The sequence below is a fragment of the Streptomyces sp. CB09001 genome (genome assembly GCF_003369795.1).
In the GTDB taxonomy this organism is placed as follows: domain Bacteria; phylum Actinomycetota; class Actinomycetes; order Streptomycetales; family Streptomycetaceae; genus Streptomyces.
The window spans coordinates 2,018,682-2,042,048 of record NZ_CP026730.1 but is presented as its reverse complement, the minus strand read 5'-3'; the positions used below and the strand labels follow the sequence as shown (position 1 = coordinate 2,042,048).

At 71.4% G+C, this 23,367-nt stretch carries 22 protein-coding genes and 2 pseudogenes; 15 read left to right on the top strand and 9 right to left on the bottom strand.

Annotated elements, in window-relative coordinates; all coding sequences use genetic code 11:
• Positions 1-141: 141 nt before the first annotated feature.
• Entirely contained in the window at positions 142-1,863 is a 1,722-nt protein-coding gene (leuA, locus tag C4J65_RS09525) for a 2-isopropylmalate synthase (protein WP_115742023.1), read from the top strand.
• A gap of 184 nt (positions 1,864-2,047) precedes the next feature.
• On the top strand, positions 2,048-2,743 hold the full coding sequence (locus C4J65_RS09520) for a TerB family tellurite resistance protein (protein WP_115742022.1): 696 nt from the start codon (positions 2,048-2,050) through the stop codon (positions 2,741-2,743).
• Here C4J65_RS09520 and C4J65_RS09515 read toward each other — a convergent pair.
• Positions 2,740-3,285 carry a GNAT family N-acetyltransferase gene (locus C4J65_RS09515; protein ID WP_115742021.1) on the bottom strand — a complete coding sequence of 182 codons (546 nt, stop codon included), beginning with the start codon at positions 3,283-3,285 and terminating at the stop codon, positions 2,740-2,742. The two genes, C4J65_RS09520 and C4J65_RS09515, sit on opposite strands and share 4 nt — an antisense overlap.
• Positions 3,286-3,533: 248 nt before the next feature.
• On the opposite strand from C4J65_RS09515, the gene C4J65_RS09510 reads away from it, so the two are divergent.
• From C4J65_RS09510 to C4J65_RS09470, 9 genes are all read left to right on the top strand, one after another.
• On the top strand, positions 3,534-4,307 hold the full coding sequence (locus C4J65_RS09510) for an SCO2525 family SAM-dependent methyltransferase (RefSeq protein WP_115742020.1): 774 nt from the start codon (positions 3,534-3,536) through the stop codon (positions 4,305-4,307).
• Between the two features lie 83 nt (positions 4,308-4,390).
• Positions 4,391-6,235 (top strand): SCO2524 family protein, encoded by a 1,845-nt coding sequence (locus C4J65_RS09505; protein WP_115742019.1) that lies wholly within the window; start codon positions 4,391-4,393, stop codon positions 6,233-6,235.
• A gap of 2 nt (positions 6,236-6,237) precedes the next feature.
• On the top strand, positions 6,238-7,155 hold the full coding sequence (locus C4J65_RS09500; protein ID WP_115742018.1) for an SCO2523 family variant P-loop protein: 918 nt from the start codon (positions 6,238-6,240) through the stop codon (positions 7,153-7,155).
• A complete protein-coding gene (locus C4J65_RS09495; protein ID WP_162833097.1) occupies positions 7,152-8,117 on the top strand; it encodes an SCO2522 family protein in 966 nt (321 codons plus the stop codon). Before C4J65_RS09500 ends, C4J65_RS09495 begins: the two co-directional genes overlap by 4 nt.
• A 1-nt stretch (position 8,118) precedes the next feature.
• A complete protein-coding gene (locus C4J65_RS09490) occupies positions 8,119-9,099 on the top strand; it encodes an SCO2521 family protein (protein ID WP_115742017.1) in 981 nt (326 codons plus the stop codon).
• Positions 9,100-9,197: 98 nt separating this feature from the next.
• Positions 9,198-10,352, top strand: coding sequence for a hypothetical protein (locus C4J65_RS09485; protein ID WP_115742016.1), 1,155 nt, complete (start codon positions 9,198-9,200; stop codon positions 10,350-10,352).
• 147 nt (positions 10,353-10,499) lie between these two features.
• Entirely contained in the window at positions 10,500-12,578 is a 2,079-nt protein-coding gene (locus C4J65_RS09480) for an MMPL family transporter (protein ID WP_115742015.1), read from the top strand.
• A 67-nt stretch (positions 12,579-12,645) separates the two neighbouring features.
• Positions 12,646-13,923, top strand: coding sequence for a histidine kinase (locus tag C4J65_RS09475; protein WP_162833096.1), 1,278 nt, complete (start codon positions 12,646-12,648; stop codon positions 13,921-13,923).
• On the top strand, positions 13,920-14,597 hold the full coding sequence (locus C4J65_RS09470; protein WP_115742013.1) for a response regulator transcription factor: 678 nt from the start codon (positions 13,920-13,922) through the stop codon (positions 14,595-14,597). Before C4J65_RS09475 ends, C4J65_RS09470 begins: the two co-directional genes overlap by 4 nt.
• On the opposite strand, the pseudogene C4J65_RS09465 reads toward C4J65_RS09470, so the two are convergent.
• From C4J65_RS09465 to C4J65_RS09450, 4 genes and pseudogenes are all read right to left on the bottom strand, one after another.
• Positions 14,585-16,083, bottom strand: a pseudogene (locus C4J65_RS09465) (alpha/beta hydrolase). The gene C4J65_RS09470 and the pseudogene C4J65_RS09465 sit on opposite strands and share 13 nt — an antisense overlap.
• Positions 16,084-16,155: 72 nt before the next feature.
• Positions 16,156-16,698, bottom strand: a complete 543-nt coding sequence (locus C4J65_RS09460; RefSeq protein WP_115742012.1) for a hypothetical protein — start codon at positions 16,696-16,698, stop codon at positions 16,156-16,158.
• 102 nt (positions 16,699-16,800) lie between these two features.
• The gene (locus tag C4J65_RS09455) at positions 16,801-17,286 is read right to left on the bottom strand and encodes a cupin domain-containing protein (RefSeq protein WP_115742011.1); all 486 of its coding nucleotides are present in this window, start codon (positions 17,284-17,286) and stop codon (positions 16,801-16,803) included.
• A gap of 118 nt (positions 17,287-17,404) precedes the next feature.
• Positions 17,405-17,737 (bottom strand): annotated as a pseudogene (locus C4J65_RS09450) (helix-turn-helix transcriptional regulator); the annotation flags it as partial.
• A gap of 114 nt (positions 17,738-17,851) precedes the next feature.
• On the opposite strand from C4J65_RS09450, the gene C4J65_RS36540 reads away from it, so the two are divergent.
• Genes C4J65_RS36540 through C4J65_RS09430 form a run of 4 tightly spaced genes read left to right on the top strand, consistent with a single transcriptional unit; the run spans position 17,852 to position 19,891 of the window.
• Positions 17,852-18,058, top strand: a complete 207-nt coding sequence (locus tag C4J65_RS36540) for a hypothetical protein (RefSeq protein WP_115742010.1) — start codon at positions 17,852-17,854, stop codon at positions 18,056-18,058.
• Positions 18,055-18,276: a hypothetical protein gene (locus C4J65_RS09440; RefSeq protein ID WP_030181043.1), complete on the top strand. Its 222-nt coding sequence runs from the start codon at positions 18,055-18,057 to the stop codon at positions 18,274-18,276. The genes C4J65_RS36540 and C4J65_RS09440 overlap by 4 nt, the downstream gene beginning before the upstream one ends.
• A 22-nt stretch (positions 18,277-18,298) precedes the next feature.
• Positions 18,299-19,045 (top strand): DNA repair protein RecO, encoded by a 747-nt coding sequence (gene recO, locus C4J65_RS09435; RefSeq protein ID WP_162833095.1) that lies wholly within the window; start codon positions 18,299-18,301, stop codon positions 19,043-19,045.
• A gap of 12 nt (positions 19,046-19,057) precedes the next feature.
• Positions 19,058-19,891 carry an isoprenyl transferase gene (locus C4J65_RS09430; RefSeq protein ID WP_115742008.1) on the top strand — a complete coding sequence of 278 codons (834 nt, stop codon included), beginning with the start codon at positions 19,058-19,060 and terminating at the stop codon, positions 19,889-19,891.
• 112 nt (positions 19,892-20,003) lie between these two features.
• Here C4J65_RS09430 and C4J65_RS09425 read toward each other — a convergent pair whose 3' ends face one another.
• From C4J65_RS09425 to C4J65_RS09410, 4 genes are all read right to left on the bottom strand, one after another.
• The gene (locus C4J65_RS09425; protein ID WP_115742007.1) at positions 20,004-20,423 is read right to left on the bottom strand and encodes a transcriptional repressor; all 420 of its coding nucleotides are present in this window, start codon (positions 20,421-20,423) and stop codon (positions 20,004-20,006) included.
• A gap of 62 nt (positions 20,424-20,485) precedes the next feature.
• Positions 20,486-21,388, bottom strand: a complete 903-nt coding sequence (locus C4J65_RS09420; RefSeq protein WP_115742006.1) for a metal ABC transporter permease — start codon at positions 21,386-21,388, stop codon at positions 20,486-20,488.
• Positions 21,388-22,158 carry a metal ABC transporter ATP-binding protein gene (locus C4J65_RS09415; RefSeq protein WP_115742005.1) on the bottom strand — a complete coding sequence of 257 codons (771 nt, stop codon included), beginning with the start codon at positions 22,156-22,158 and terminating at the stop codon, positions 21,388-21,390. The genes C4J65_RS09420 and C4J65_RS09415 overlap by 1 nt, the downstream gene beginning before the upstream one ends.
• A 61-nt stretch (positions 22,159-22,219) precedes the next feature.
• Positions 22,220-23,212: a zinc ABC transporter substrate-binding protein gene (locus C4J65_RS09410; RefSeq protein WP_115742004.1), complete on the bottom strand. Its 993-nt coding sequence runs from the start codon at positions 23,210-23,212 to the stop codon at positions 22,220-22,222.
• Positions 23,213-23,367: the final 155 nt, after the last annotated feature.

The following is a 23,367-nucleotide window of genomic DNA, read 5'->3' as shown; positions in this document are numbered from 1 at the left end:
CCTGTAGAGGCCGACTCCCTCCCCGCGGAGCTTGGTGGTGCCGTCGGCCGTCCTTCCGGACACGCGGACGTCACACGCTGAGGTCGGTGACACCGCCGTCACCCGCTGACACCGCGGACATCACGAGGAGCCCACGCCATCATGGCCAACCGCCAGCAGCCCAGCCCCATGCCGACCGCCAAGTACCGCGGCTACGAGCAGGTCGACATCGCCGACCGCACCTGGCCGAACCAGCGGATCACCACCGCCCCCCGCTGGCTCTCCACCGACCTGCGCGACGGCAACCAGGCCCTGATCGACCCCATGTCGCCGGTCCGCAAGCGCGCCATGTTCGACCTGCTGGTCAAGATGGGCTACAAGGAGATCGAGGTCGGCTTCCCGGCCTCCGGCCAGACCGACTTCGACTTCGTACGCTCCATCATCGAGGACCCGGACGCCATCCCGGACGACGTCACCATCTCCGTACTGACCCAGGCCCGCGAGGACCTGATCGAGCGCACGGTGGAGTCCCTGAAGGGCGCCCGGCGGGCCACCGTCCACCTGTACAACGCGACCGCCCCCGTCTTCCGCCGGGTCGTCTTCCGCGGCTCGAGGGACGACATCAAGCAGATCGCGGTCGACGGCACCCGCCTGGTCATGGAGTACGCCGAGAAACTGCTGGGCCCGGAGACGGAGTTCGGCTACCAGTACAGCCCCGAGATCTTCACCGACACCGAGCTGGACTTCGCCCTGGAGGTCTGCGAGGCGGTGATGGACACCTACCAGCCCGGTCCCGGCCGCGAGATCATCCTCAACCTGCCCGCCACGGTGGAGCGTTCCACGCCGTCCACGCACGCCGACCGCTTCGAGTGGATGGGCCGCAACCTGTCCCGCCGCGAGCACGTCTGCCTGTCCGTCCACCCGCACAACGACCGCGGTACGGCGGTGGCGGCGGCCGAGCTGGCGGTCATGGCCGGCGCCGACCGCGTCGAGGGCTGCCTGTTCGGGCAGGGCGAGCGCACCGGCAACGTCGACCTGGTCACCCTGGGCATGAACCTGTTCTCCCAGGGCGTCGACCCGCAGATCGACTTCTCCGACATCGACGAGATCCGTCGCACGTGGGAGTACTGCAACCAGATGGAGGTCCACCCGCGCCACCCGTACGTGGGCGACCTGGTCTACACGTCCTTCTCCGGCTCCCACCAGGACGCCATCAAGAAGGGCTTCGACGCGATGGAGGCCGACGCGGCGGCTCGCGGGGTCACCGTCGACGACATCGAGTGGGCCGTCCCGTACCTGCCGATCGACCCGAAGGACGTCGGCCGCTCCTACGAGGCCGTCATCCGCGTCAACTCGCAGTCCGGCAAGGGCGGCATCGCCTACGTCCTGAAGAACGACCACAGCCTGGACCTGCCGCGCCGGATGCAGATCGAGTTCTCGAAGCTCATCCAGGCCAAGACCGACGCCGAGGGCGGCGAGATCACGCCGACGGCGATCTGGGACGTCTTCCAGGACGAGTACCTGCCCAACCCGGAGAACCCCTGGGGCCGCATCCAGGTGGCCAACGGGCAGACCACGACCGACCGCGACGGCGTCGACACCCTCACCGTCGACGCCACGGTCGACGGCGCGGAGACCACCCTGGTCGGCACCGGCAACGGCCCGATCTCGGCGTTCTTCCACGCGCTGCAGGGCGTCGGCATCGACGTACGGCTGCTGGACTACCAGGAGCACACGATGAGCGAGGGCGCCTCCGCGCAGGCCGCCTCCTACATCGAGTGCGCGATCGGCGACAAGGTGCTGTGGGGCATCGGAATCGACGCGAACACCACGCGCGCCTCGCTGAAGGCCATCGTCTCCGCCGTCAACCGCGCGGCCCGCTGACCAGCCGAATCAGTGGTTTGATGTCCCGCTCGCCGGAATCCGGCGGGCGGGACCCCGTCATATACCGGCCATATATCTGTGATGGTCACGGAAAGGTCTCGTCCTGGGTACTGACTCCACGTCGGTGATGTGGCTAACATCACGCCAGCGCGACGATGCTGTCGCGCCGTTATGGAGGTGCGACGTGCAGCCTGGACGGGGACGAAACAGCCGAGCTGCCCGGCTGCCACGCATCCTGGGCACCCGCACCGCGTGGACGCCCGTCGGCGACGGCGAGTTCTTCTGCCCCGGCTGCGGCGGCGACCGCAACTACGCGCGGCTCACCGGACGCCGCCGCTTCACGCTGCTCGGCGTGCCCGTGCTGCCCCGCGGCGAGTCCGCGCCGACCGTCGAGTGCGCGGCCTGCCGCCGCCACTACGGCACCGACGTCCTCGACCACCCGACCACCACCCGCTTCTCCGCGATGCTCCGCGACGCCGTCCACACCGTCGCCCTCGCGGTCCTGACCGCGGGCGGCACCTGCTCCCGCACCTCGCTGGAGACCGCGACCGTCGCGGTGCGCGCGGCCGGCTTCGAGGACTGCACCGAGGAGCAGCTGAACGCGCTCGTCGAGGCGCTGGAGGCGGACACCGGCCGGGTCCGGGGCGAACCCTGCGTGCCGGGCCTGGCGATAGAACTCCACGAGGCGCTCGACCCGCTGGCACCGCACCTCGCCGCCGTCGGCCGCGAGTCGATCCTGCTGCAGGGTGCCCGCATCGCCCTGGCGGACGGCCCCTACACCCCCGCCGAACGCGACGCCCTGGCCACCGTCGGCGCGGCCCTGACCATCTGTTCCGACGACGTGACCCGCCTCCTGGACTCGGCGGGCACGCCCTCCTAGCCGGGCGCGAGGTCCAGCCGCATGATCTGGCGGTGCACGCCCGGGCCGAAGTAGTCCGGACGCAGGCCGCCGTCGGGTTCCTCGGGGCGGAAGCCGAGCGAACGGTAGAGGAAGATGGCGGCGAGGTTGGCGGGCTCCACCGTGAGGCGGACGACTTGTATGCCGTCCCGGCGCAACCGGCTCAGGGCCTCCCGCATCAGCTCCCGGCCCAGCCCGTGGCGGCGCCGGTCCGGGGTCACGCACAGCCCGAGGATCCAGCTGTCCCTGCCGAGCGTCCGGGTGGCGGCCAGCACGTAGCCGCGCAGCCGGCCCGTCCCGTCGTCGAGGACCAGGAAGTGCTCCTCGTACATGTCGAAGAGCTGGCGCAGCAGGAACCCGGGATAGGCGAAGTCCTGGAAGACCTCCTCGTCCAGCCGCCGCAGTTCCGGCAGGTCGGACTCCCGGGCCGTGCGCAGGTCCAGTGGCAGGTCGTCCGGTGGCAGTCCGGGCCGGGTGAGCGGGTCGTGGTGGTCGAGGGAACGTTCCAGCGGTTCGGCGGTCATGCAACCCCCTGGTCTGCGTCAACTCTTGGGCATCCGTGCCCCACACGGTCGAGTGAAGGACTCATGTGGCGGCCAGTGTCTGCTTCTGGCTAGAGTGAGCGTCCAACTTCCCTCATGCAAGGGCGAGTTCGGGTGTGCGACCATGCGCCCGACGTGCGCCGGTCGGATGAGGATGGCGTATTCCCGTACTGGTCCGTAGTGGCCGGGTCACTTACCGTGAACAGTACTGGGGATTTGTCCAAATTCGAATGGAACGTGGCAGGGTGATTATGGATCGCAACGCCGACGCGCCTTGGTCGAAGTTCGATCCAGAGGTGTACGTGGACAACAACTACCGGACACCGCTCGAAGTCGACCTGCTGATCGTCCGGTTGATGCGCGACTACTTCACCCGCTGCTTCGAGGGAGTCCCCCCGCGTTCCGCGCGCGGCATCGACGTCGGCGCGGGCGCGAACCTGTATCCCGCCCTGTCCATGCTGCCCTGGTGCGAGAAGCTGCTCCTGCTGGAGTACGCGCACCCGAACGTCGAATACCTGGAGAAGCAGGTCGCCCCGGCCGGGTACGACATCGCCTGGGACCCCTTCTGGGACGTGCTGCGCGAGGCCCCCGCCTACGCCGCCGTCGAACCGAGACCGCTGGTCGCCGACATCGTCCGGGTCGAGCGCGGCAACCTGTTCGACCTGGAGGGCGGGGACCGGCGCTGGTCGCTGGGGACCATGTTCTTCGTCGCCGACTCCATGTCCGAGGCGCCCGAGGAGTTCCACCGGGGCGTGCGCTGCTTCATGAACGCGCTCGGCGAGGGAGCGCCGTTCGCCGCCGCCTTCATGAAGGAGTCCGTCGGCTACCGCGTCGGCGCCCACGACTACCCGGCCTACCGGGTGAACGAGGAAACGGTCGGCCAGAGCCTGGAGCCGTTCACCGAGGAGCTGGAGATCCACGATCTGCACCACTCGGTGCGGCCGGGGCACGAGGGAATGCTCCTCGCCCTGGGACGGCGCAATTCGGCGATTGCCGCCCCGTAGGAACGGGGACATGCTCAACGGGGACCATCGCAACGGGGACATGCCGAACACAGGGCAACGAGGTCTGTACGAGGGGTGCGGGGATGCAGATCAAGCCACGCCAGCACCTGCTGGACATCTGGCAGGCCATGGCCCGTCATTCGTTCGACGACGGGAAGCTGGTCCGGGGAGACACCGACGGACTGAGCAGCGTCGCGGACGCCGAACGCCTGCTGTGCCTGCTGTATCCGGCCACCGAGGTGCCCGCCTTCCGGCTCGACCAGCCGGACACCACCGAACGTGACGTCCTGCGCGCCCTCGACCGGGTCGGCAGCCGGCTGGAGATCCCGCCCAACCTGATCGCCGCGCTGACCCAGTTCATGCGCACCCACACCGGCACCGACGACAGCCCCACCTTCTCCGGCGGACACTACTTCCGCCCCTCCGAGCCCGGCGGCACGATCAGCCACGAGCAGCGCCAGCTGGGCGTGGTCGACTCCTACTCCATGTCCGTCACGCTCTGCCTCGCCACCCTCGGCTTCCTCAAGGTCTACGAGGGCACCACCACCCGGCCCGAGGTCCTGAAGGCCGTCGGCGAGCTGCGGGAGGCCACCAACGCCCGGCTGACCGCCGCGATGATCAGCCTGCTGCGCTCCTTCACCGTCAACGTCTTCGACGCCGAGTCGGAACAGGGCAAGCGGCTGATCCAGGTCATCGGCCAGGGCGGACAGTCCGACCGGATCGTCCTCCAGCAGTTCTCCCGCCGGTTACGCCCGCTGCGCGCCACCATCATCGAGAGCCTCTCCAGAGGCATCCAGGTCGACGAGGGCATCCGCGACGAGAGCCAGCTCTTCGAATGCGGCTGGGCCTGGGGCATCGTCAAGGACGCCCCGAGGATCACCGACCTGACCGTCGACGCCCCCGGCCAGCCCGACGGCATCGCCGACCGGCTGCCCTACGTGTACTTCACCGTCGTCGCCCTCGACGGCATCCAGGACCTCTTCTCCGACCGCACCCTCACCCTCGGCCTGCTCGACGAGGACCAGCAGAAGCTCGCCGAGATGCTGCGCCTGCGCTGGGAGCTGAGCCAGCAGTACTGGTCCGCGATCGCCCGCTTCGGCGCCGACCGCTGGCCCCTGGAGGACCTGCCCTGGCAGACCACCGGCCTGCGCCTGGAGTCCGAGTACTTCTCGCTGACCGTCGCGGCCATCCTCGTCCACGACCTGGTCCGCCGGAAGGCGACCGACGACGACCTCACCCGCACCGTCGCCATCATGGAGCGCCTCGCCGACCGGGGCCGGGTCACCAGCCGCATGACCAAGAACGACCCGACCCTCCTGCTGCACACCCCCGGCGTCACCATGCCGCTCGCCGGGTCCGAGCGCGCCGGCGGCCAACTGCTGTGGCGGATGACCGACTTCTCCGCCCAGCTCCTCAAGCGGATCATCCAGCTCGCCGAACTCTCCCGGAACATCGGCGCCCAGGACCGCCTGCTCCGCCTCGCCGAGCAGTCCTTCGAACACCTGTGGAAGCGGCGCATCGACGAGGAGGAGGGCGCCGGCCTCTGGGACAACATCCAGGCCGTCTACCCCGACGCCCAGGACGCCGGACTGCGCATGTCCTGGAGCATCACCGAGCGCGTCACCGAATGCCTCGTCGCCGCCCGCATCCTGTACGAACAGGAACCCATCCGCAGCCCCGAACTCGCCGAGTTCGCACGGGAACTGCTCAGCGAGGCCACCCACCTGTTCGGCAGGGAGCAGTTGGAGGCCTCCGCCGCGGCCGACGGAGCCAGAGCCAGAGCCATGCGGAGCATCGAGAGCCGCCTCGACCACGCCCGCAGCCTGGTCGACGAACGGCCCGCGACCGCCTTCGCCCTGGCCCTGCCCGTGCTCCAGGAACTCGACACCCTGGCCCAGGCCAGGGGCGCCGCCGCCCAGGAGGTGTGAGCGTGCTGGTCTTCGCCGCCTCCGACAAGGGAGGCACGGGACGCTCGGTGACCAGCGCCAACCTGGCCTACCAGCGCGCCCTCACCGGTGACCACGTGGCCTACGTCGACTTCGACTTCGGCTCGCCCACCGCCGCCGCCGTCTTCGACGTGCCCAGCGCCATGCGCGGCACCCAGGAGCGCGGCCTGCACTCCTACCTGGAGGGCGACACCGCGGAACCGGTCCGCATCGACGTCTGGCGGGAGACCGAGCACCCCCTGCTGCGCGCCCGCCCCAACCAGTCGGGCCGCCTGGTGCTGTTCCCCGGCGACGCGGGCGGCGGCGAGTTCGCCACCGGCGAGGAGGCCCTGGAGCGCTGCGTCGACCTGCTGCTCAAGCTCAACAACGAGTTCGACGTCACCTTCGTCGACCTCAGCGCCGGCCGCAGCTACGCCGTCGACATGGTCCTCGACGCCACCGCCCACCCCCGGATGCGCAACGTCCCCTTCCGCTGGCTGGTCTTCCACCGCTGGACCCGCCAGCACGTGATCGCCGCCTCCGGACTCGTCCACGCCGAACACGGCATCATCGGCGGCGGCGTCGAACGCGGCCACGACGAGGACGCCCTGCGCGCCGCGATCCGCTTCGTGCGGGCCGCCGTGCCCGACCCCGAGTCACCCCTGTGGTCCCAGGGCTCCACCGCCCAGGCCACCTGGATGCAGGCCTGCGACGAGGCACTGCGCCGGCTCGCCGCCGAACAGCGCATCGGCGACAGCGTCGTCCTCGGCATCGTGCCGCTGGAACCCATCCTCCAGTGGCAGGAGCAGCTCATCACCGAGGAAGACGTCCTCTCCACCCAGATAGCGAACAAGGAGACCCTGGAGGCGCTGGAGGAGATCGCCCGGCGCCTGACGGACGACACCCACTGGGGGCGGCTGTGACGGAGCCCGTGTTCCGCGAGACCGCCGCCGAGCCGCGCACCCAGTCCGTGCCGCTGGCCCATCTCTCCGTGGAGCTGGGCCACCTCTACATGGAGGACTTCGAGGCCGGACCCGAACGGCTGCGCGCGCACTTCGCCGAAGTACGGCCCTGGGTGGAGGCGGCCCGCACCGCCGCCACCGCCCGGGCCGGCGGCAAGCGGGCCCGGATCAGCACCTGCTTCCTCATCGACGACTACTTCACCCGCTTCTCCACCCCCGCCGAGGTCGTCCCCATGCTCCTCGCGGAGGCCGAGCGGGCCGGGCTGACCGTCGACTACCTGGCCCGCGAGTCCGGCTGCGCCGTCACCGGCAAGGTGCCCGTCGCCGAAGCGGTCGCCGCCCGCATCGTCGAGTCCCCGCCGCCCGGCAGTTACGGCCTGCGCCCGCCCGCCGCGCAGACCGGCTGGCTGGCCAACGGCGAACGCAGCCCCGTCGCCCGTGCCCCGCAGGCCATGAAGCGCGCCGCGGTCTGGCAGCCCCCGCACGAGACCGCGGCCCGCCGCCACTCCGTCTTCCTCGACGTCGAGCTGTGGAGCGACGACGCCGACGGGCAGCGCCTGTGGTCCTGCCCCTTCCTCGCCGCCGTGTGGCAGCTCGCCCGCCTCGGACTCCTGCGCAACGAGGGCGAGGCCGTCCTCGCCCCCCAGCCGCACACCACCACCGGCTTCCCCGACAAGTGGGACGACCTGCCCGCCCTGCTGAAGCTCAACGAGCGCGCGGACCCCTTCGCCGCCTACCGCACCTGCTCCGTCCTGCCCACCCGCTTCCTCCCCGTCGAGCACGCCGTCCGCGTGATCCTCGACCAGATCGAGGTCGACCCGGGAGCACTGGCGCAGGTCGCCGACCGCTCCGGGAAGGAACGCATGCCCGTCCCCGACTCGGTCGCCGACCGCATCTCCTACGTGTACTACTCGGGGCCCTGACATGGCGCCGCGGCAGAGCACCCCGCCCGCCGTCCTCGCCTGCGGCGAGATCCGCACCTGTCTGCTGCCCGCCCGGCAGGCCCTCGACATCCGGTCCGCCGCCCAGCTCCTCGGCCTGCGCGCCGACGAACGCGTGCTGCTCTCCGAACGCCCCGGCCTCTACGCGCGTTCCCCCGACACCCTCACCGGCGTCGACTGCCCGCTGCCCAGCGCCAACGGCGCCCGCATCCGCGCCGTCGGCACCGTCACCGCGCACGCCGCGCTCACCGAGGGCCGCGTCCTGCAGACCTCCGCGCACTGCCGCCTGCCCGGCACCGGACCCGACCAGCGACGCCCCTGGGGCGAGTACCTGGTGCGGCCCGGCGTCGTCGAACCGCTCGGCAAACTCCCGCACGAGGCGGTCGCGCAGGGAGTCCTCGGCGGCCCCCGCCACGGCGACCTCGACGTCGGACTCATCGCCGACGGCCTGCTCACCCGGGTGCTGCGCCACCCCCTGCTCGACCAGCGCCCGCCCTTCCGGTCCCGGCCCACCCGGCTGCGCTGGGCGGCGCTGCCCGCGGCCCCCGGCGAGGGTCCCTCGCTGGAACGGTTCACCCTCGCCGAGGACGAACTGCGCACCGTACGCCTGCGCGTGCCCGAGACCGTCACCGGCGCCGAACTGGCCGCGCTCTGCGACGACCTGGCCCTGCACGACTGGCTGCTCACCACCGTCGTCCGCATGCTCGACGGCCTCCGCCTCGGCGCCGGGGCCGCCCACGACGCCGGCGCCGTCGTACGGACCCTGCGCCCGGCCGTCGACCACCTCCTGCACCTGTGGATGCCGGGCGCCCGGGTCGGCCGCGAACTGGCCGCGCTGTGGGACCCGCTGGAGGAACGTCCCGGCTTCACCCGGCAGTGGCAGGCCCTGGTGCAGCGCATCCGCGACCAGCTCACCCTGCACGCCATTCCCGCAGCCCACCGGGAGGTGGAACCGGCTCCCTGACCGAACCCGCCGTCCGGCACGCGCAGCACCGCACGCCCGTCACCGCACACACATCCCCGCACGATCCGACGCGCATCCCAACGGGGGGAGAGAGCGAGATGAGCACGGCACAGTCACCCCGACCCGACGACACGCCCCGCACCACCAACCCGATCGACCCGAGGGGCGAGTCCCCCTGGACCCGCATGCTGCTGGTCGCCGTGGTCGTCGGCGGCCTCTTCTGGAGCGTCGCGGCCCTCCTGGACCCGGACGGCGGCACCCCGCGGCAGTTCGGGGCCGCCGTGCTCTGCGCCGCCGCCGCGCTGGCCGTCCAGTACGTCCTCGGCCTGGCCCCGCGCCCCGGACCGGACCGGCTGAACGAGCACACCCGGCTGGAGGAGCACACCCGGCGGGTGGAGGAGCACACCCGGCGGGTGGAGGACGCACTCGCCGAGAACACCACCGCCGTACGCGACGGTCTCAGCCGGTACGACACCGAGCTGAAGTCGGGCCTGACCCGGCACACCGAGGACGTCAAGCAGCTGGTCGAGACCCACGTCACCCAGGTCGACCACCGGTCCTCCGAGGCCGCCCGCACGCTGGAACCGGTCCGCATCGACCGGCTGCCCGACCTGGCCAAGGGCTTCGCCGACGTCCTGCTGCCCAGCCCCTCCATCCTGCACACCTTCGTCCACCTGGAGATGTCCCGGGTGGTCGGGCACATGGCGGACCTCACCAACCTGAGCGCCGAGTGTCCCGGCGAGAACCACGACTGGATGCTCACCCTCACCCGCGCCGCCGAGCAGTCCATCCTCGCCACCAGCACCTCCGTCGACCGGGAGTTCTGGACCAGCGAGCCCGCCGGGCGCTACCTCGACGCCCAGCAGGCGGCCATCGACGAACAGGGCGTCACGGTGCGCCGCCTGTTCCTGCTGGAGAGCGCCCGCGAACTCGACGACCGGCTGCTGCGGCTGTGCGAGGAGCAGGAGCTGCGCCGCATCGACGTCCGCGTGGCGGTCCTGCCGGAACTGCCCCCGCACCTCCAGCGCGGCACCACCAACGACTTCATCCTCTACGACGAGGAGGTGTCGTTCGAGATCGAGCAGGACCTGCGGGACGTCAACGTCCGCACCCGGCTCACCGCACGCCAGGACTACGTACGGGACCGGCTCAAGCGCTTCAGGGAGCTGTGGGACGCGGGCATGGGCCTGCGTGAACTGGAGGTGCGCGTCGACGACGAGGAGGACGGCAAGTGGGTGGTCGACCAGGCCTGACCGCCGCCGTACTCCCCGGGGAGTAACGACGGCCCCGCGTCTCCCCGGGCAGTAGCCCGAGGCTCGCCCTCACGCCCGACGCGTCGCCGCCCCGCCGGCGGAAGTCTGGAGACCCACCCAGACATCCACCGGAGGGAGGCCCGCCAGATGGGGGCCACAACGACAGGCGCGGGGCGGCGACGGGCCGTGCCCTGGCTGGTGCTCGGACTGTGGATCGCCGTGCTGGCGATCGCCTCGCCGTTCGCGGCGAAACTCGGCGACGTGCAGCGCGACCGGGCCGTCGACTACCTGCCGGCGAGCGCCGACTCGACGCAGGTCGCCAAGATCCAGGAGCGGCTGCCGGGCGGCGAGGCCACCGAGATGGTCCTCGTCTACCACCGCGACGGCGGACTGACCGCCGCCGACCGGGCCACCGCCGCCGGGCAGGTCGCCGAGATCGCCGCGGCGCACGAACTCACCGGCCGCCCGGCGGGCATCCCGTCCAAGGACGGCACCACCCTCATGTATCCGGTGGCCTCCACCGAGCCCGGCACGGACGAGAAGGCCCGCGACGCACTCGTCAACGACGTACGGGACATCGCCCAGGGGGGCGACGGGCTCGGCGTCGAGGTAGGCGGCTCCGGCGCGCTCGCCACCGACGCCTCCGAGGTCTACAACTCCCTCGACGGCCCGCTGCTCTACACCACCGCCGCGGTGGTCGCCCTCCTCCTGATCCTCATCTACCGCAGCCCCTTCCTGTGGCTCGTCCCGCTCGCCGTCGCCGGACTCGCCGACTACCTCTCCATGGGCGTCGCCTACGGCCTCAACCAGACCTTCGGCACCTCCGTCTCCGGCCAGAGCAGCGGCATCATGACCATCCTCGTCTTCGGCGTGGGCACCGACTACGCGCTGCTGCTGGTCTCCCGCTACCGCGAGGAACTGCGCCGCATCGAGCGGCCGTACGACGCCATGCTCGCCGCCCTGCGCGGCTGCGGACCCGCCGTCCTGGCCTCCTCCGGCACCGTCGCCGCCGGACTCCTGTGCCTGCTCGCCGCCGACCTCAACTCCAGCCGGGGCATGGGCCCCCTGGGCACCGTCGGCGTGCTGTGCGCGCTGGCCGCCATGCTGACCCTGCTGCCCGCGCTCCTCGTCCTGCTCGGCCGCCGCGTCTTCTGGCCGCTGGTGCCCCGCTACGGCAGCACCCCCAAGGCCCGCCGGTCGCTGTTCGCCGCGATGGGCAGCTCCGCCGAACGCCGGCCCCGCACCGTCCTGGTGGGCGGCGCCGTCCTGCTCGGCGCGCTCGCGCTGGGCGCCTTCGCCCTGCCCGGCAACCTCAAGCAGGAGGACTCCTTCACCACCCGCCCCGACGCGATCGCCGCGATGGAGACCCTCGCCGACGCCTACCCGGAGTCCGGCACCCAGCCGATCAGCGTCATCAGCCCCACCGACCGCGCCGAGGCCGCCCTCGCCGAGATCCGCGACACCCGCGGCGTCGAGAGCGCCGAGGCCGGGCGCAGCGGCGGCGGCTGGACGGAACTGACCGTACTGGCCTCCGCGCCGCCCCAGTCGGCCGCCGAGTCCGCCACCATCGAGACCCTGCGCGACAGGCTCGACGGCTCCTACGTCGGCGGCCCCAGCGCCGAGCAGATCGACCTGGAGGACACCAACGCCCGGGACACCGCCATCGTCGTACCGCTCGTGCTCCTGTCGGTCCTGCTGATCCTCACGGTGCTGCTGCGCTCGCTGGTCGCGCCGCTGATCCTGGTCGCCGCCGTCGTCGCCGTGTGGGGTGCGGCCCTCGGCATCGGCGGCCTCGTCTTCGATCCCCTCTTCGGCTTCGAGGGCACCGACCCCGGGCTCGGCCTGCTCTCCTTCGTCTTCCTGGTCGCCCTCGGCGTCGACTACGGCATCTTCCTGATGCACCGCATGCGCGAGGAGTCCCTGAACGGCGCCGAACCCACCGAGGCCGCCCTGTCCGCGCTGCGCACCACCGGCGGCGTCATCGCCTCGGCCGGGCTGGTCCTCGCCGCCACCTTCGCCGTGCTCACCAGCATGCCGATGGTGCAGCTGGTCGAGCTGGGCTTCGTCATCGCGGTCGGCGTCCTGCTCGACACCTTCCTCGTCCGCACCTACCTGGTCACCAGCGCGAGCGTCGCCCTGCGACGCCGGGTGTGGTGGCCGGGGCGGCTGTCCCGGGAGCCCGGCCGGTCCGCCCCGGACGAGCTACGGGAGCCCGTCGGTGTCTGAGGTGCCCGGCGACCGGAGCGCGCCCCTCCCCTCCCGGAGGGGCGCGCCCGTCGCGGAGGATGGACGCGTGCAGGCAACCACGACAGCGACGAACCGGCGGCGGACCGCCCGGCCCCGCAGGGCCGAGCGGATCATCGCCGCGATCAACCGCGATCCCCGCACGGCCGAGCACGGCACCCGCAACGACGCCGTGCTCGCCGCGGCCCTCCTCCTCGGCGCCGTCTGCCTGGCGCTGTTCACCGACGACGGCCGCCGCCCGGACGCCCTCGGCTGGACGCTGCTGGTCGCCGCGCACGTCCCGATCGTGTGGCGGCGGCGCCACCCGCTGCTGGTGCTCGCCGCCCTGTTCGCCCTGGTCGGGCCGTACCACGGGATGGACAACAACCACACCGCCGTCGGCCCCGCCTCCTACGTGGCGCTCTACACGCTGGCGGTCACCGGCCGCCCCCTGCGCACCATCCTGACCGGCATCGCCGTCCTCACCGCGTCCGTGAGCATCATGCTCACCGTCGACACCCACCAGGCGCTCGAACTGATCCGCATCTCCGGCTGGGTCATCGCCATCCTCTTCTGCGGCATCGACGTCCGCTACTACCGCCAGTACGTCGCCGCCATCGTGGAGCGCGCCGAACGCGCCGAACGCACCCGCGAGGAGGAGGCCCGGCGCCGCGTCGCCGAGGAACGCCTGCGCGTCGCCCGGGACCTGCACGACCTGCTGGCGCACAGCATCACCCTCATCGGCGTGCAGACCTCGGTCGCCGCCCACGTCCTGACCGCCGACCCCGAACGCCTGGACCGGGAGGCCGTCGCCAAGGCCCTCGACGACATCGCCGAGACCTGCCGCTCCGCGCGCGGCGAACTGCGCACCACCCTCGAAGTGCTCCGGGCGCAGGACACCGCCGGTGTCCCCGACGCCCGGGGCCCGCTGCCCGGCCTGAGCGGGCTGCCCGACCTGGCGGAGAGCGCCCGGCTCGCCGGAGCGGACGTCGACCTGTCGGTGCGCGCCGACGACGTCCCGCCCGCGGTCGGTGCCGCCGTCTACCGCATCACCCAGGAGGCGCTGACCAACGCCGTACGCCACGCGGGGCCCACACCGTCCGTCCGCGTCGCGGTGCACACCGAGCCGGGTGCCCTGTGCCTGTCCGTCACCGACGACGGCACCGGGCCCGACCCGGCGGGCACCCCGGGCTTCGGCCTCGTCGGCATGCGCGAGCGGGCCCGCAGCGTGGGCGGCACACTCGACGCCGGACCGCGCCGGGACGCCGCCGGCTTCGAGGTGACGGCCGTACTGCCGAACCCCGCCCCGCCCCGCACCGCCCCCTTGACCTCGGAGAGAACCGCATGACGATACGCGTACTGCTGGCGGACGACCAGAACCTCGTCCGTGCGGCGTTCGCCCTGCTGGTGGCGTCGGCCCCCGACATGGAGGTCGTCGGCGAGGCCGGCACCGGCCGCCAGGCCGTGGAGCTGGCCCGTGCCCAACGCGCCGACCTGGTCGTCATGGACGTACGGATGCCCGACCTGGACGGCATCGAGGCGACCCGGCTGATCGCCGCCGACGAGGATCTCGCCGGGGTCCGCGTGCTGGTCCTCACCACCTACGACACCGACGAGAACATCGTGGAGGCGCTCCGCGCGGGCGCCTCCGGATTCCTGGTCAAGGACACCAGGCCCGCCGAACTCCTGGACGCCATCCGCACGGTGACGGCGGGCGACGCCCTCCTCTCACCCGGCCCGACGGCCCGCCTGATCGAGCGCTTCCTGCGCAGCCCCTCGGCCCTCCACCCGCCCGGATCGGGCCCCGACTGCCTCTCGGACCGGGAACGCCAGGTCCTCGCCCTGGTGGCCCGGGGCCTCAACAACACGGAGATCGCGGACACCCTGGGCCTGAGTCCGCTCACCGCGAAGACCCACGTCAGCCGCATCATGGGCAAGCTGGGAGCGCGGGACCGGGCCCAACTCGTGATCGTGGCCTACGAGTCGGGCCTGGTGACGCCGGGCGCGGGTCAGTCGCAGTAGACGTCCGAGCCCGGCCGCTGCCCGGTCGCCAGGAACCGGGAGACCGTGGCGTCCCCGCAGGCGTTGCCGTTGGCCAGGTAGGAGTCGTGCCCGGTGGAGTCCACGGTCACCATGACCGCGCGCCGGCCGAGCGCCTCGCGCATCCGCAGGGCGCCGGCGAGCGGGGTGTTGACGTCCCGTTCGTTCTGGACGAGCAGCACGTTGGACGGGCCGCGGTCGGTGATCCGCACCGGTGCCTCGCGCGGCGGGTACGGCCAGGCCGCGCAGAGCATCGCGTTGCGGGGCATCCCGGCGGTGAGCGGGTACTTGGGCGGCTCTCGGCGACGTCCTTCTCGTACCCGGCCGGGTCCGCGGGCCATGCCACGTCGTTGCAGAGCACCCCGGCGCCCACGGCGGCGACGTTCTGCAGCACGGCCTCGGGCGGCGCCTGGGGCGCGGGCGGCACGGTGCCCCGCTGGGCGGCCAGCATCAGCTTGGCGAGCGTCGGGTAGCGGCCGGGGGCGGCGAAGCTGTCCAGCATGGTCTGGCGCAGCACGTTGCCGTTCAGCTCCTCGGGATTGGCCCCGGGCCACGGGATGGGCTCGCGGTCGAGCCGGGCGGCGAGCCGCAGGAACAGCGGCCGCACGTCGGCGGCCCGGACCGCCAGGCGGTCGGGGTTGCCGGGCTTCGACGCCCACGCGGCGAAGTGCGGGAAGGTGTCCTCGACCCCCTGCTCGTGCGCCGCGAGCCAGGCGCGGTTGACCAGAGCCGGGTCGGGGTTGTCGACGCTGTCCAGCACGATCCGGTCGGTGCGGTGCGGGAACAACTGGGCGTACACGGACCCGACATACGTCCCGTACGACACTCCCCACGCGGAGATCCGCCGCTCGCCGAGCGCGGCCCGGAGGCGGTCGATGTCGCGGGCCTCGTTGGCGGTGCTGAGGTGCTTGATCAGCTCGCCGCCGTTGCGTGCGCAGGCGTCGGCCATACGCCGGGCGGTGGTCATGTTCCCGTCCACCGAGCCGTCGGGGGCGGGCCAGGGGCGCAGCCTGGAGGTGGCGAGGTCGCCGTACTCCAGCCCGCAGTCGGCGGGAGTGGACGGCGCCAGGCCGCGCGGTGCGAATCCGATGAGGTCGTGGGTCTCGCGCACGCTCCGGGGCAGCTTCTGCCCCTTCCCCGACGGGTCGTTGAGACTCGACCCGCCCGGCCCGCCGGCGATGAGCAGCAGGGCCCCGCGCCGGGCGTCCGGCTTCTCGGCGGGGATGCGGGAGACGGCCATCTCGATACGGGGACCGTCGGGATCGGCGTAGTCCATCGGCACGTCGAGGGTGGCGCACTCCTGCCGCGGGTCGAGCCCCGTGCCCTCGCAGGCGGACCAGGTGAGGGACTCGGGCGTACTCCCGCCGGTCGCGGAGGCGGTCACCGGTGCGGTGACGCCGAGGAGGGCGGTGGACACGCCGACGATGGCGGCGTTGCGGATGCTTCTGCTTCGCTTGCGCTGCGTCATGCGAGGAGCCTCGCGGAAGCCCGGGGGCCGTCACATCCGGGTAACAACCCGATATTTACGGGGGGTTGCCCCCTAGGGAAGGGTCACGTTGCTCTCGAAGTTGAGCCAGGCGAGGGAGGCGATGGTGCTCATCGAGGGGCACAGCTCCCGCAGCTTGGCCGAGTCGGTCTTGGGCGGTGGCGAACCCATCTCGTAGCACCCGAGCTTGCGGACGGTGCCCACCGCCTTCACCACGTGGTCCGCGGACTTCTCGACCTCGGTGTACTCACCGTCGGGGAAGTCGCGCTCGATGCTCTTGGCCATCGCGCCGGCGAGTTCCCCGGCGGCGGTGAGGTCCTCCCCGCACCCGGGGTCGTCCCAGGCGACATGGCTGCACATCGGAGAGGTGTTCATGCCGTAGGCGATGCGGTAAACGGGCAGCAGCTCCGCGGGGGTCGCGGGCTTGGCCGAGGAAGCGGCGGCCGAGGGCTGCTTCGACTCCGACGGGGCCAAGGAAGCGGCCCGGGGGGATTGCCGGTCGTCGGCCGCCTTCCCGTCCTCGCCGCCGCAGGCGGACAGCGTCAGGGTCATCGTCACGGCTGCGGACAGGGCGAGGGCGAATCGGCGCGTGATCATGGGGCCACTCAAGCGCCGGACGAGTTGTTCAGACACCCGGTCCGCGGGACTGAACAACGGCCGCCTCCACGGAACGTACGAACTTGGCCGGGTCGCCGACCCTCAGTCCTCGACGAAGAAGCTGTCGTGCCGGACCTGGAACTCCCGCAGCTCCTCGCCGCCACGCTGTGCGAAGTCGGCGATGCGCTCGAAGTACTCCTCGCGCGGTGCGCCCGGTGAGAAGAGCATCAGCATGGACAGGGGGTCGTCACGGTCGTTCTTGAAGGCGTGCAGCCCGCCGACGGGGACGTACAGGAAGTCGCCCTGGCGGCCGGTGACCCAGCGTTCGCCGTTGTAGAGCTCCACCTCCCCCGACAGCACGTAGAAGGACTCGGAGATGCTCCGGTGGAAGTGCGTCCTGGCGCCGGGCGCCTTGGGACCCATGTCCACCTTGTACAGCCCGAACTCGCCTCCGGTGGAGGCGTGGCTCGCGAGGTAGTGGGTGGTCGTGCCACCGGGGGAGACGATGTCGGGCGCGGTGTCGGCCGGCCTGAACACGGCGTTGATCTCGCCCTTCTCGCCGAGGTATCGCGGCTCCGGGTACGACATGGTGTGCCTCCTCCGTCGGTCTTGATGAGGCAACTCTTGCTGCTCGGAAGCGCCTCGGCCATCGTCCGGAGGGCTGATGGGGGAGGGGACGCGAGTCCTAGGCCACGGAGCGTACGAACAGGCCCGGCACGACCGTCGGTGCGAACTCGCTGATCTTCGTGGCCAGCCGCTCCGGCTCGACCACCCCGGCGAAGTAATCCGCATACCGCGGATCATCAATCAGCTTCCGGCACAGTCGCTCGAAAATACCGTCGGTTTGCAGCGCCTCGTCGATGCGTTGGGCCACGTCCAACTGTGGTTTCCGAATTGCCTGTTCGAACTGGCCGATGTAGCCACCGGAGACGAAAACCCTTGCTCCCAGCTCTACTTGGGTGATTTCGGCGTCCTCTCGCCGTCGTTTCAGTTCCGTTCCGAAGAACTCCCACGCAGCCTGCCGTGAACCATTGGCCATAACCAACCCCCATGTGCTGACCCGCACTTGTAGTGCACGTACTCCTGCTGAGTGTAGGCACGTCGGGTCATTCTGGGGACACGAAGAGTGAAACCGTAAAGGGAGGGGAAAGCGGTGGAAGCACGACACTCGGCGCTCTGCGTCGAAGGAGCGGAGGACACGGTGAAAGAATTGCGCGCGGCGCTCGCGGAGGCAGGAATTACTCTGCCCTCACTGGGGCTGGACCCGGTGAGTCTTGCGCGGGAGGCACCCTGCCCGCTCGTCGAATTGGGCCGGTGTTCCGTGGAGACCGCGCGGCGCCTCGCGGCGGTGCCGCGATGACGACGACGCCGCCCGTGGGGGTCTACGCCGTGGACACCCGCAGTGGCCGGGTCGGGATCGTCATGGGGCACGAGGGGCCGTACGTGCAGATGCGGCCGTACGGCGGGGGGCGGGAGTGGGACGCCGAGCCGGGTGACGTACGCCACGCCACCGCGTCCGAGCGGCTCAGCGCGGCGACGGCGTACACCAACGCCCGAAGCCGTGGCGAGGTGCCTTGAAGGATGCGCGAGAATGGTCGGCATGAGTCTGTTCCGCGACGACGGCATCGTGCTGCGCACCCAGAAGCTGGGTGAGGCGGACCGGATCATCACGCTGCTCACGCGCGGTCACGGGCGCGTACGCGCCGTGGCGCGCGGGGTGCGGCGCACGAAGTCGAAGTTCGGCGCCCGGCTGGAGCCGTTCTCGCACGTGGACGTGCAGTTCTTCTCGAAGAACAGCGAGCTGGTCGGGCGCGGGCTGCCGCTGTGCACGCAGAGCGAGACGATCGCGCCCTACGGCGGCGGGATCGTCACCGACTACGGGCGGTACACCGCGGGGACCGCCATGCTGGAGACGGCCGAGCGGTTCACCGACCACGAGGGCGAGCCGGCGGTACAGCAGTACCTGCTGCTCGTCGGTGCGCTCAGGACCCTCGCGCGGGGCGAGCACGCGCCGACGCTGGTGCTGGACGCGTTCCTGCTGCGCTCGCTTGCCGTGAACGGGTACGCCCCGACCTTCGGGGACTGCGCGAAGTGCGGCCTGCCCGGTCCCAACCGGTTCTTCTCGGTCGGCTCGGGCGGCTCCGTCTGCGTCGACTGCCGGGTGCCCGGCAGCGTCGTACCCTCGCCGCAGGCCCTGGAACTGCTCGGGGCGCTGCTTGCGGGAGACTGGGGTACGGCGGACGCGGCCGAGCCGCGGTACGTGCGGGAGGGGAGCGGACTGGTCTCCGCCTACCTGCACTGGCACCTTGAGCGGGGACTGCGCTCCCTGCGGTACGTCGAGAAGTAGGAGAGAACCGATATGGCCGTACGCGGGATTCTGGGGCGGCATCGCCGGGAGTACAGGACGCCGGAGCCGCACCCCTCGGGCGCGCGGCCGCCGAAGCTCGGTGACCTGGTTCCGGGGCATGTGGCGATCGTCATGGACGGCAACGGGCGCTGGGCCAAGGAGCGCGGGCTGCCGCGCACCGAGGGTCACAAGGTCGGTGCCGAGCAGGTCATGGACGTGCTCCAGGGCGCGATCGAGATGGGCGTCGGGAACATCTCCCTGTACGCCTTCTCCACCGAGAACTGGAAGCGCTCGCCGGAGGAGGTGCGCTTCCTGATGAACTTCAACCGCGACTTCATCCGCAAGTCCCGCGACACCCTCGACGGGCTGGGGGTGCGGGTGCGCTGGGCGGGGCGGATGCCCCGGCTGTGGAAGTCGGTGGCCAGGGAGCTTCAGGTCGCGCAGGAGCAGACCAAGGAGAACGACCGGCTCACGCTGTACTTCTGCATGAACTACGGCGGGCGGGCCGAGATCGCCGACGCGGCGCAGGCCCTCGCCGAGGACGTGCGGGCCGGGAAGCTGGACCCGGCCAAGGTCAACGAGAAGACCCTCGCGAAGTACCTGTACTACCCGGACATGCCGGATGTAGACGTCTTTCTGCGGCCGAGCGGGGAGCAGCGCACGTCCAACTTCCTGCTCTGGCAGAGCGCGTACGCGGAGATGGTCTTCCAGGACGTGCTGTGGCCCGACTTCGACCGGCGCGACCTGTGGCGGGCCTGCCTGGAGTTCGCTTCCCGGGACCGCCGCTTCGGCGGCGCCATCCCGAACGAGGAGCTTCTGGCCATGGAGGGCCGCAGTACCGAGTAGGCCCAGGGCGGCAAAATCGGCCCGTCCGGGGGTACCCCCTCCGGGGGAGTTTGAGGACGAGGCCGTTCAGGCCGGTACGGGGCCCAGGGCGCAGCCCGAGGGCCCCACCCGCTCAATCGTCGCAGGCCCCCGCGCAGTCGGCGCAGGTGCCGAAGATCTCCACTGTGTGGGCGACGTTGACGTAGCCGTGCTCGGCGGCGATGGCCTCGGCCCACTTCTCCACGGCGGGGCCCTCCACCTCGACCGCCTTGCCGCAGGCGCGGCAGACCAGGTGGTGGTGATGGTCGCCGGTGGAGCAGCGCCGGTAGACGGACTCGCCCTCGGCGGTGCGCAGGACGTCGACCTCGCCGGCGTCGGCGAGGGACTGCAGGGTGCGGTAGACCGTGGTGAGCCCGACCGCGTCGCCCTTGTGCTTGAGCATGTCGTGGAGCTCCTGCGCGCTGCGGAACTCCTCGACCTCCTGAAGGGCGGCCGACACGGCAGCCCGCTGCCGGGTGGCGCGGCCCTTCACGGGCGGTCCAGCGGTGGTCACTGGATTCCTCCTCACGTCTTCGCGGCTTGCCGGGCCATTGTGCCAGCCCGGCTCGCGCGCGGTCAGACGCCGACCTCGTCGGCGGCCCCCCTGGTGGCCGGAATCTTGCACTCCGCCGGATCCGCGGCGGGCTGCGCCGCGGCCAGTGCCCGCGCGCGTCGCCTGGCCAGCGGGGCGGCCAGCACGCTCAGCACGATGAACGCGCCGATGGTGAGCAGCACGATCGTCGCGCCGGGCGGCACGTCCTGGTAGTACGACGTGACGGTGCCGCCGATCGTCACGCTCACACCGAGCGCGACGGCGATGGCGAAGGTGGCGGCGAAGCTGCGGGTGAGCTGCTGCGCGGCGGCCACCGGGACCACCATCAGCGCGGAGACCAGCAGCAGGCCGACGACGCGCATCGCGACCGTCACCGTGACCGCCGCCGTGACGGCCGTCAGCAGGTTCAGCGCGCGCACCGGCAGGCCGGTGACCCTGGCGAACTCCTCGTCCTGGCTGACGGCGAACAGCTGGCGGCGCAGGCCGACGGTGACGAGGACCACGAAGGCGGCAAGGAGACAGATCGCGGTCACGTCGGACTCGGAGACCGTCGAGAGGGAGCCGAAGAGGTACGAGGTGAGGTTGGCGTTGGAGCCGCCCGGCGCGAGGTTGATGAACATCACGCCGCCCGCCATGCCTCCGTAGAAGAGCATGGCGAGGGCGATGTCGCCGCGGGTCTTGCCGTACCAGCGGATCAGCTCCATGAGGACCGCGCCGAGGACGGAGACCACGGTCGCCATCCACACCGGGGACCAGGACAGCAGGAAGCCGAGACCGACGCCGGTCATCGCCACGTGGCCGATGCCGTCGCCCATGAGGGCCTGGCGGCGCTGGACCAGGTAGATGCCGATGGCCGGGGCGGTGATGCCCACCAGGACGGCGGCGAGCAGCGCCCGCTGCATGAAGGCGTAGTTCAGGATTTCCATCAGCTCAGCAGTCCCGTACGGATCGGTTCGGCGCCCGCGGGTGCGTGCGGGTGGACGTGGTCGTGGCCGGGCAGCGCGTGCTGGCCGACCGCCTCGGGCGGCGGGCCGTCGTGCAGGACGCAGCCGTCGCGGAGCACCACGGCCCGGTCGATCAGCGGCTCCAGGGGGCCCAGCTCGTGCAGGACGAGGAGGACGGTGGTGCCGGCCGCGACCTGTTCCCGCAGGGTCCTCGCCAGCACCTCCTGGCTGGCCAGGTCGACGCCCGCCATCGGCTCGTCCATGATCAGCAGGTCGGGTTCGGCGGCGAGCGCGCGGGCGATCAGCACGCGCTGGTGCTGGCCGCCGGAGAGGGCGTTCACCGAGTCCTTGGCGCGGTCGGCCATGCCGACCAGGTCGAGGGCGCGGCGTACGGCCTCGTGGTCGGCCTTGCGCAGGACGCCGAAGCGGGCCCGGGAGAGCCGGCCCGAGGAGACCACCTCGGTCACCGTGGCGGGGACGCCGCCCGCGGCCGTGGTGCGCTGCGGGACGTAGCCCACCCGCGCCCAGTCGCGGAAGCGGCGCCGGGGGGTGCCGAACAGCTCGATCTCGCCGGCCGTCACCGGCACCTGGCCGATGATCGTGCGCACGGCCGTGGACTTGCCCGAGCCGTTGGCGCCGAGCAGCGCGACCACCTGGCCGCGCCGCACGGTGAGGTCGATGCCGCGCAGGACGGGGCGTGAGCCCAGCTCGGCGCGGACGCCACGCAGGGATATGACGGACTCGTCGCTCACGATGTCCTCCGTAACGATCGAACGGGCCGGGCCGCCCGGTCGGGCTGCCCGGCCGGGCTGCTTACTTGGCGCCGAGGGCGTTTTCGAGCGCCTTGAGGTTGGCTTCCATGACCCCGACGTAGTCCTCGCCCTTGGACTTGTCGGTGATGCCCTCCAGCGGATCGAGGACGTCCGTCTTCAGGCCCGCGTCCTTGGCGAGGGTCTTCGCGGTCTTGTCGGACACCAGTGTCTCGTAGAAGACGGTGGTGACGCCGTCGGCCTTGGCCTCCTGCTGGAGCTCCTTGATCCGGGCGGGGCTGGGCTCGCTCTCCGGGTCGAGGCCGTTGATGGCCTCCTGGGTGAGGCCGTAGCGCTCGGCGAGGTAGCCGAAGGCGGCGTGGTTGGTGAAGAAGACCTTGGTGTCGGTCTTCGCCAGGCCGTTCTTGAAGGCCGTGTCCAGGCCGCCCAGCTTCTTCGCCAGCGCCTCGGCGTTCTTGCGGTAGTCGTCGGCGTGGTCCGGGTCGGCCTTCTCGAAGGACTCGGCGACGCCCTGGGCGATCTCGGCGTACTTCACCGGGTCCAGCCAGACGTGCGGGTCGAGGGCGTGCTCCCCGCCCTCCGAGTGCTCCTCCTCGGCGTGCTCGTCCTCCGCGTGCCCCTCGCCGCCGTGGTCGTGCTCCACGTTCCCGTGGTCCTCGAGCTTCGTCAGCGTGGCCGTGTCGATCTTGGTCTTCACGTCGGACTGGGCGATGGCCTCGTCCACGGCGGGCTGGAGGGACTTCAGGTAGAGCACCGCGTCCGCCTCGCCCATCTGGGCGGTCTGCCTGGCGCTCAGCTCCAGGTCGTGCGGCTCCTGGCCGGGCTCGGTGAGCGTGGTGACGTTTACGTGGTCCCCGCCGATCTGCTCGGCGAGATACTCCATGGGGTAGAACGACGCGACGACGTCGAACTTGTCGGTATTGCCCGCGGTACCAGCCGCCGAACTGTCGCTGGAGCAGGCGGAGAGGGCCCCGAGGCCGAGTGCGGTGGCCGCGGTGACTGCTATGCCGGATATGCGGCGTCGTCGTACGTTCATGACACTCATTTTCAACAAATATGGAAACCGTTGTCAACAAGCGGGCGATTCCGCAGCTGGGAGGCCCCGATTTGGCCGAGGGGCGGCCCACGCCGGTAACCTGAAGCATTCCTCTGGAAGCATCTCGCTTCGTCGCCCGTCGTCGTAATGAAGAG

What these genes read in the sequence shown, in the direction of transcription:
- C4J65_RS09505 (WP_115742019.1), top strand. Translation starts at nt 4,391, where the DNA reads ATGCAGATCAAGCCACGCCAGCACCTGCTGGACATCTGGCAGGCCATG.
- C4J65_RS09515 (WP_115742021.1), bottom strand. Translation starts at nt 3,285, where the DNA reads ATGACCGCCGAACCGCTGGAACGTTCCCTCGACCACCACGACCCGCTC.
- C4J65_RS09510 (WP_115742020.1), top strand. Translation starts at nt 3,534, where the DNA reads ATGGAACGTGGCAGGGTGATTATGGATCGCAACGCCGACGCGCCTTGG.
- recO (WP_162833095.1), top strand. Translation starts at nt 18,299, where the DNA reads ATGAGTCTGTTCCGCGACGACGGCATCGTGCTGCGCACCCAGAAGCTG.
- C4J65_RS09460 (WP_115742012.1), bottom strand. Translation starts at nt 16,698, where the DNA reads ATGATCACGCGCCGATTCGCCCTCGCCCTGTCCGCAGCCGTGACGATG.
- C4J65_RS09440 (WP_030181043.1), top strand. Translation starts at nt 18,055, where the DNA reads ATGACGACGACGCCGCCCGTGGGGGTCTACGCCGTGGACACCCGCAGT.
- C4J65_RS09420 (WP_115742006.1), bottom strand. Translation starts at nt 21,388, where the DNA reads ATGGAAATCCTGAACTACGCCTTCATGCAGCGGGCGCTGCTCGCCGCC.
- C4J65_RS09410 (WP_115742004.1), bottom strand. Translation starts at nt 23,212, where the DNA reads ATGAACGTACGACGACGCCGCATATCCGGCATAGCAGTCACCGCGGCC.
- leuA (WP_115742023.1), top strand. Translation starts at nt 142, where the DNA reads ATGGCCAACCGCCAGCAGCCCAGCCCCATGCCGACCGCCAAGTACCGC.
- C4J65_RS09455 (WP_115742011.1), bottom strand. Translation starts at nt 17,286, where the DNA reads ATGTCGTACCCGGAGCCGCGATACCTCGGCGAGAAGGGCGAGATCAAC.
- C4J65_RS09485 (WP_115742016.1), top strand. Translation starts at nt 9,198, where the DNA reads ATGAGCACGGCACAGTCACCCCGACCCGACGACACGCCCCGCACCACC.
- C4J65_RS09470 (WP_115742013.1), top strand. Translation starts at nt 13,920, where the DNA reads ATGACGATACGCGTACTGCTGGCGGACGACCAGAACCTCGTCCGTGCG.
- C4J65_RS09430 (WP_115742008.1), top strand. Translation starts at nt 19,058, where the DNA reads ATGGCCGTACGCGGGATTCTGGGGCGGCATCGCCGGGAGTACAGGACG.
- C4J65_RS09480 (WP_115742015.1), top strand. Translation starts at nt 10,500, where the DNA reads ATGGGGGCCACAACGACAGGCGCGGGGCGGCGACGGGCCGTGCCCTGG.
- C4J65_RS09490 (WP_115742017.1), top strand. Translation starts at nt 8,119, where the DNA reads ATGGCGCCGCGGCAGAGCACCCCGCCCGCCGTCCTCGCCTGCGGCGAG.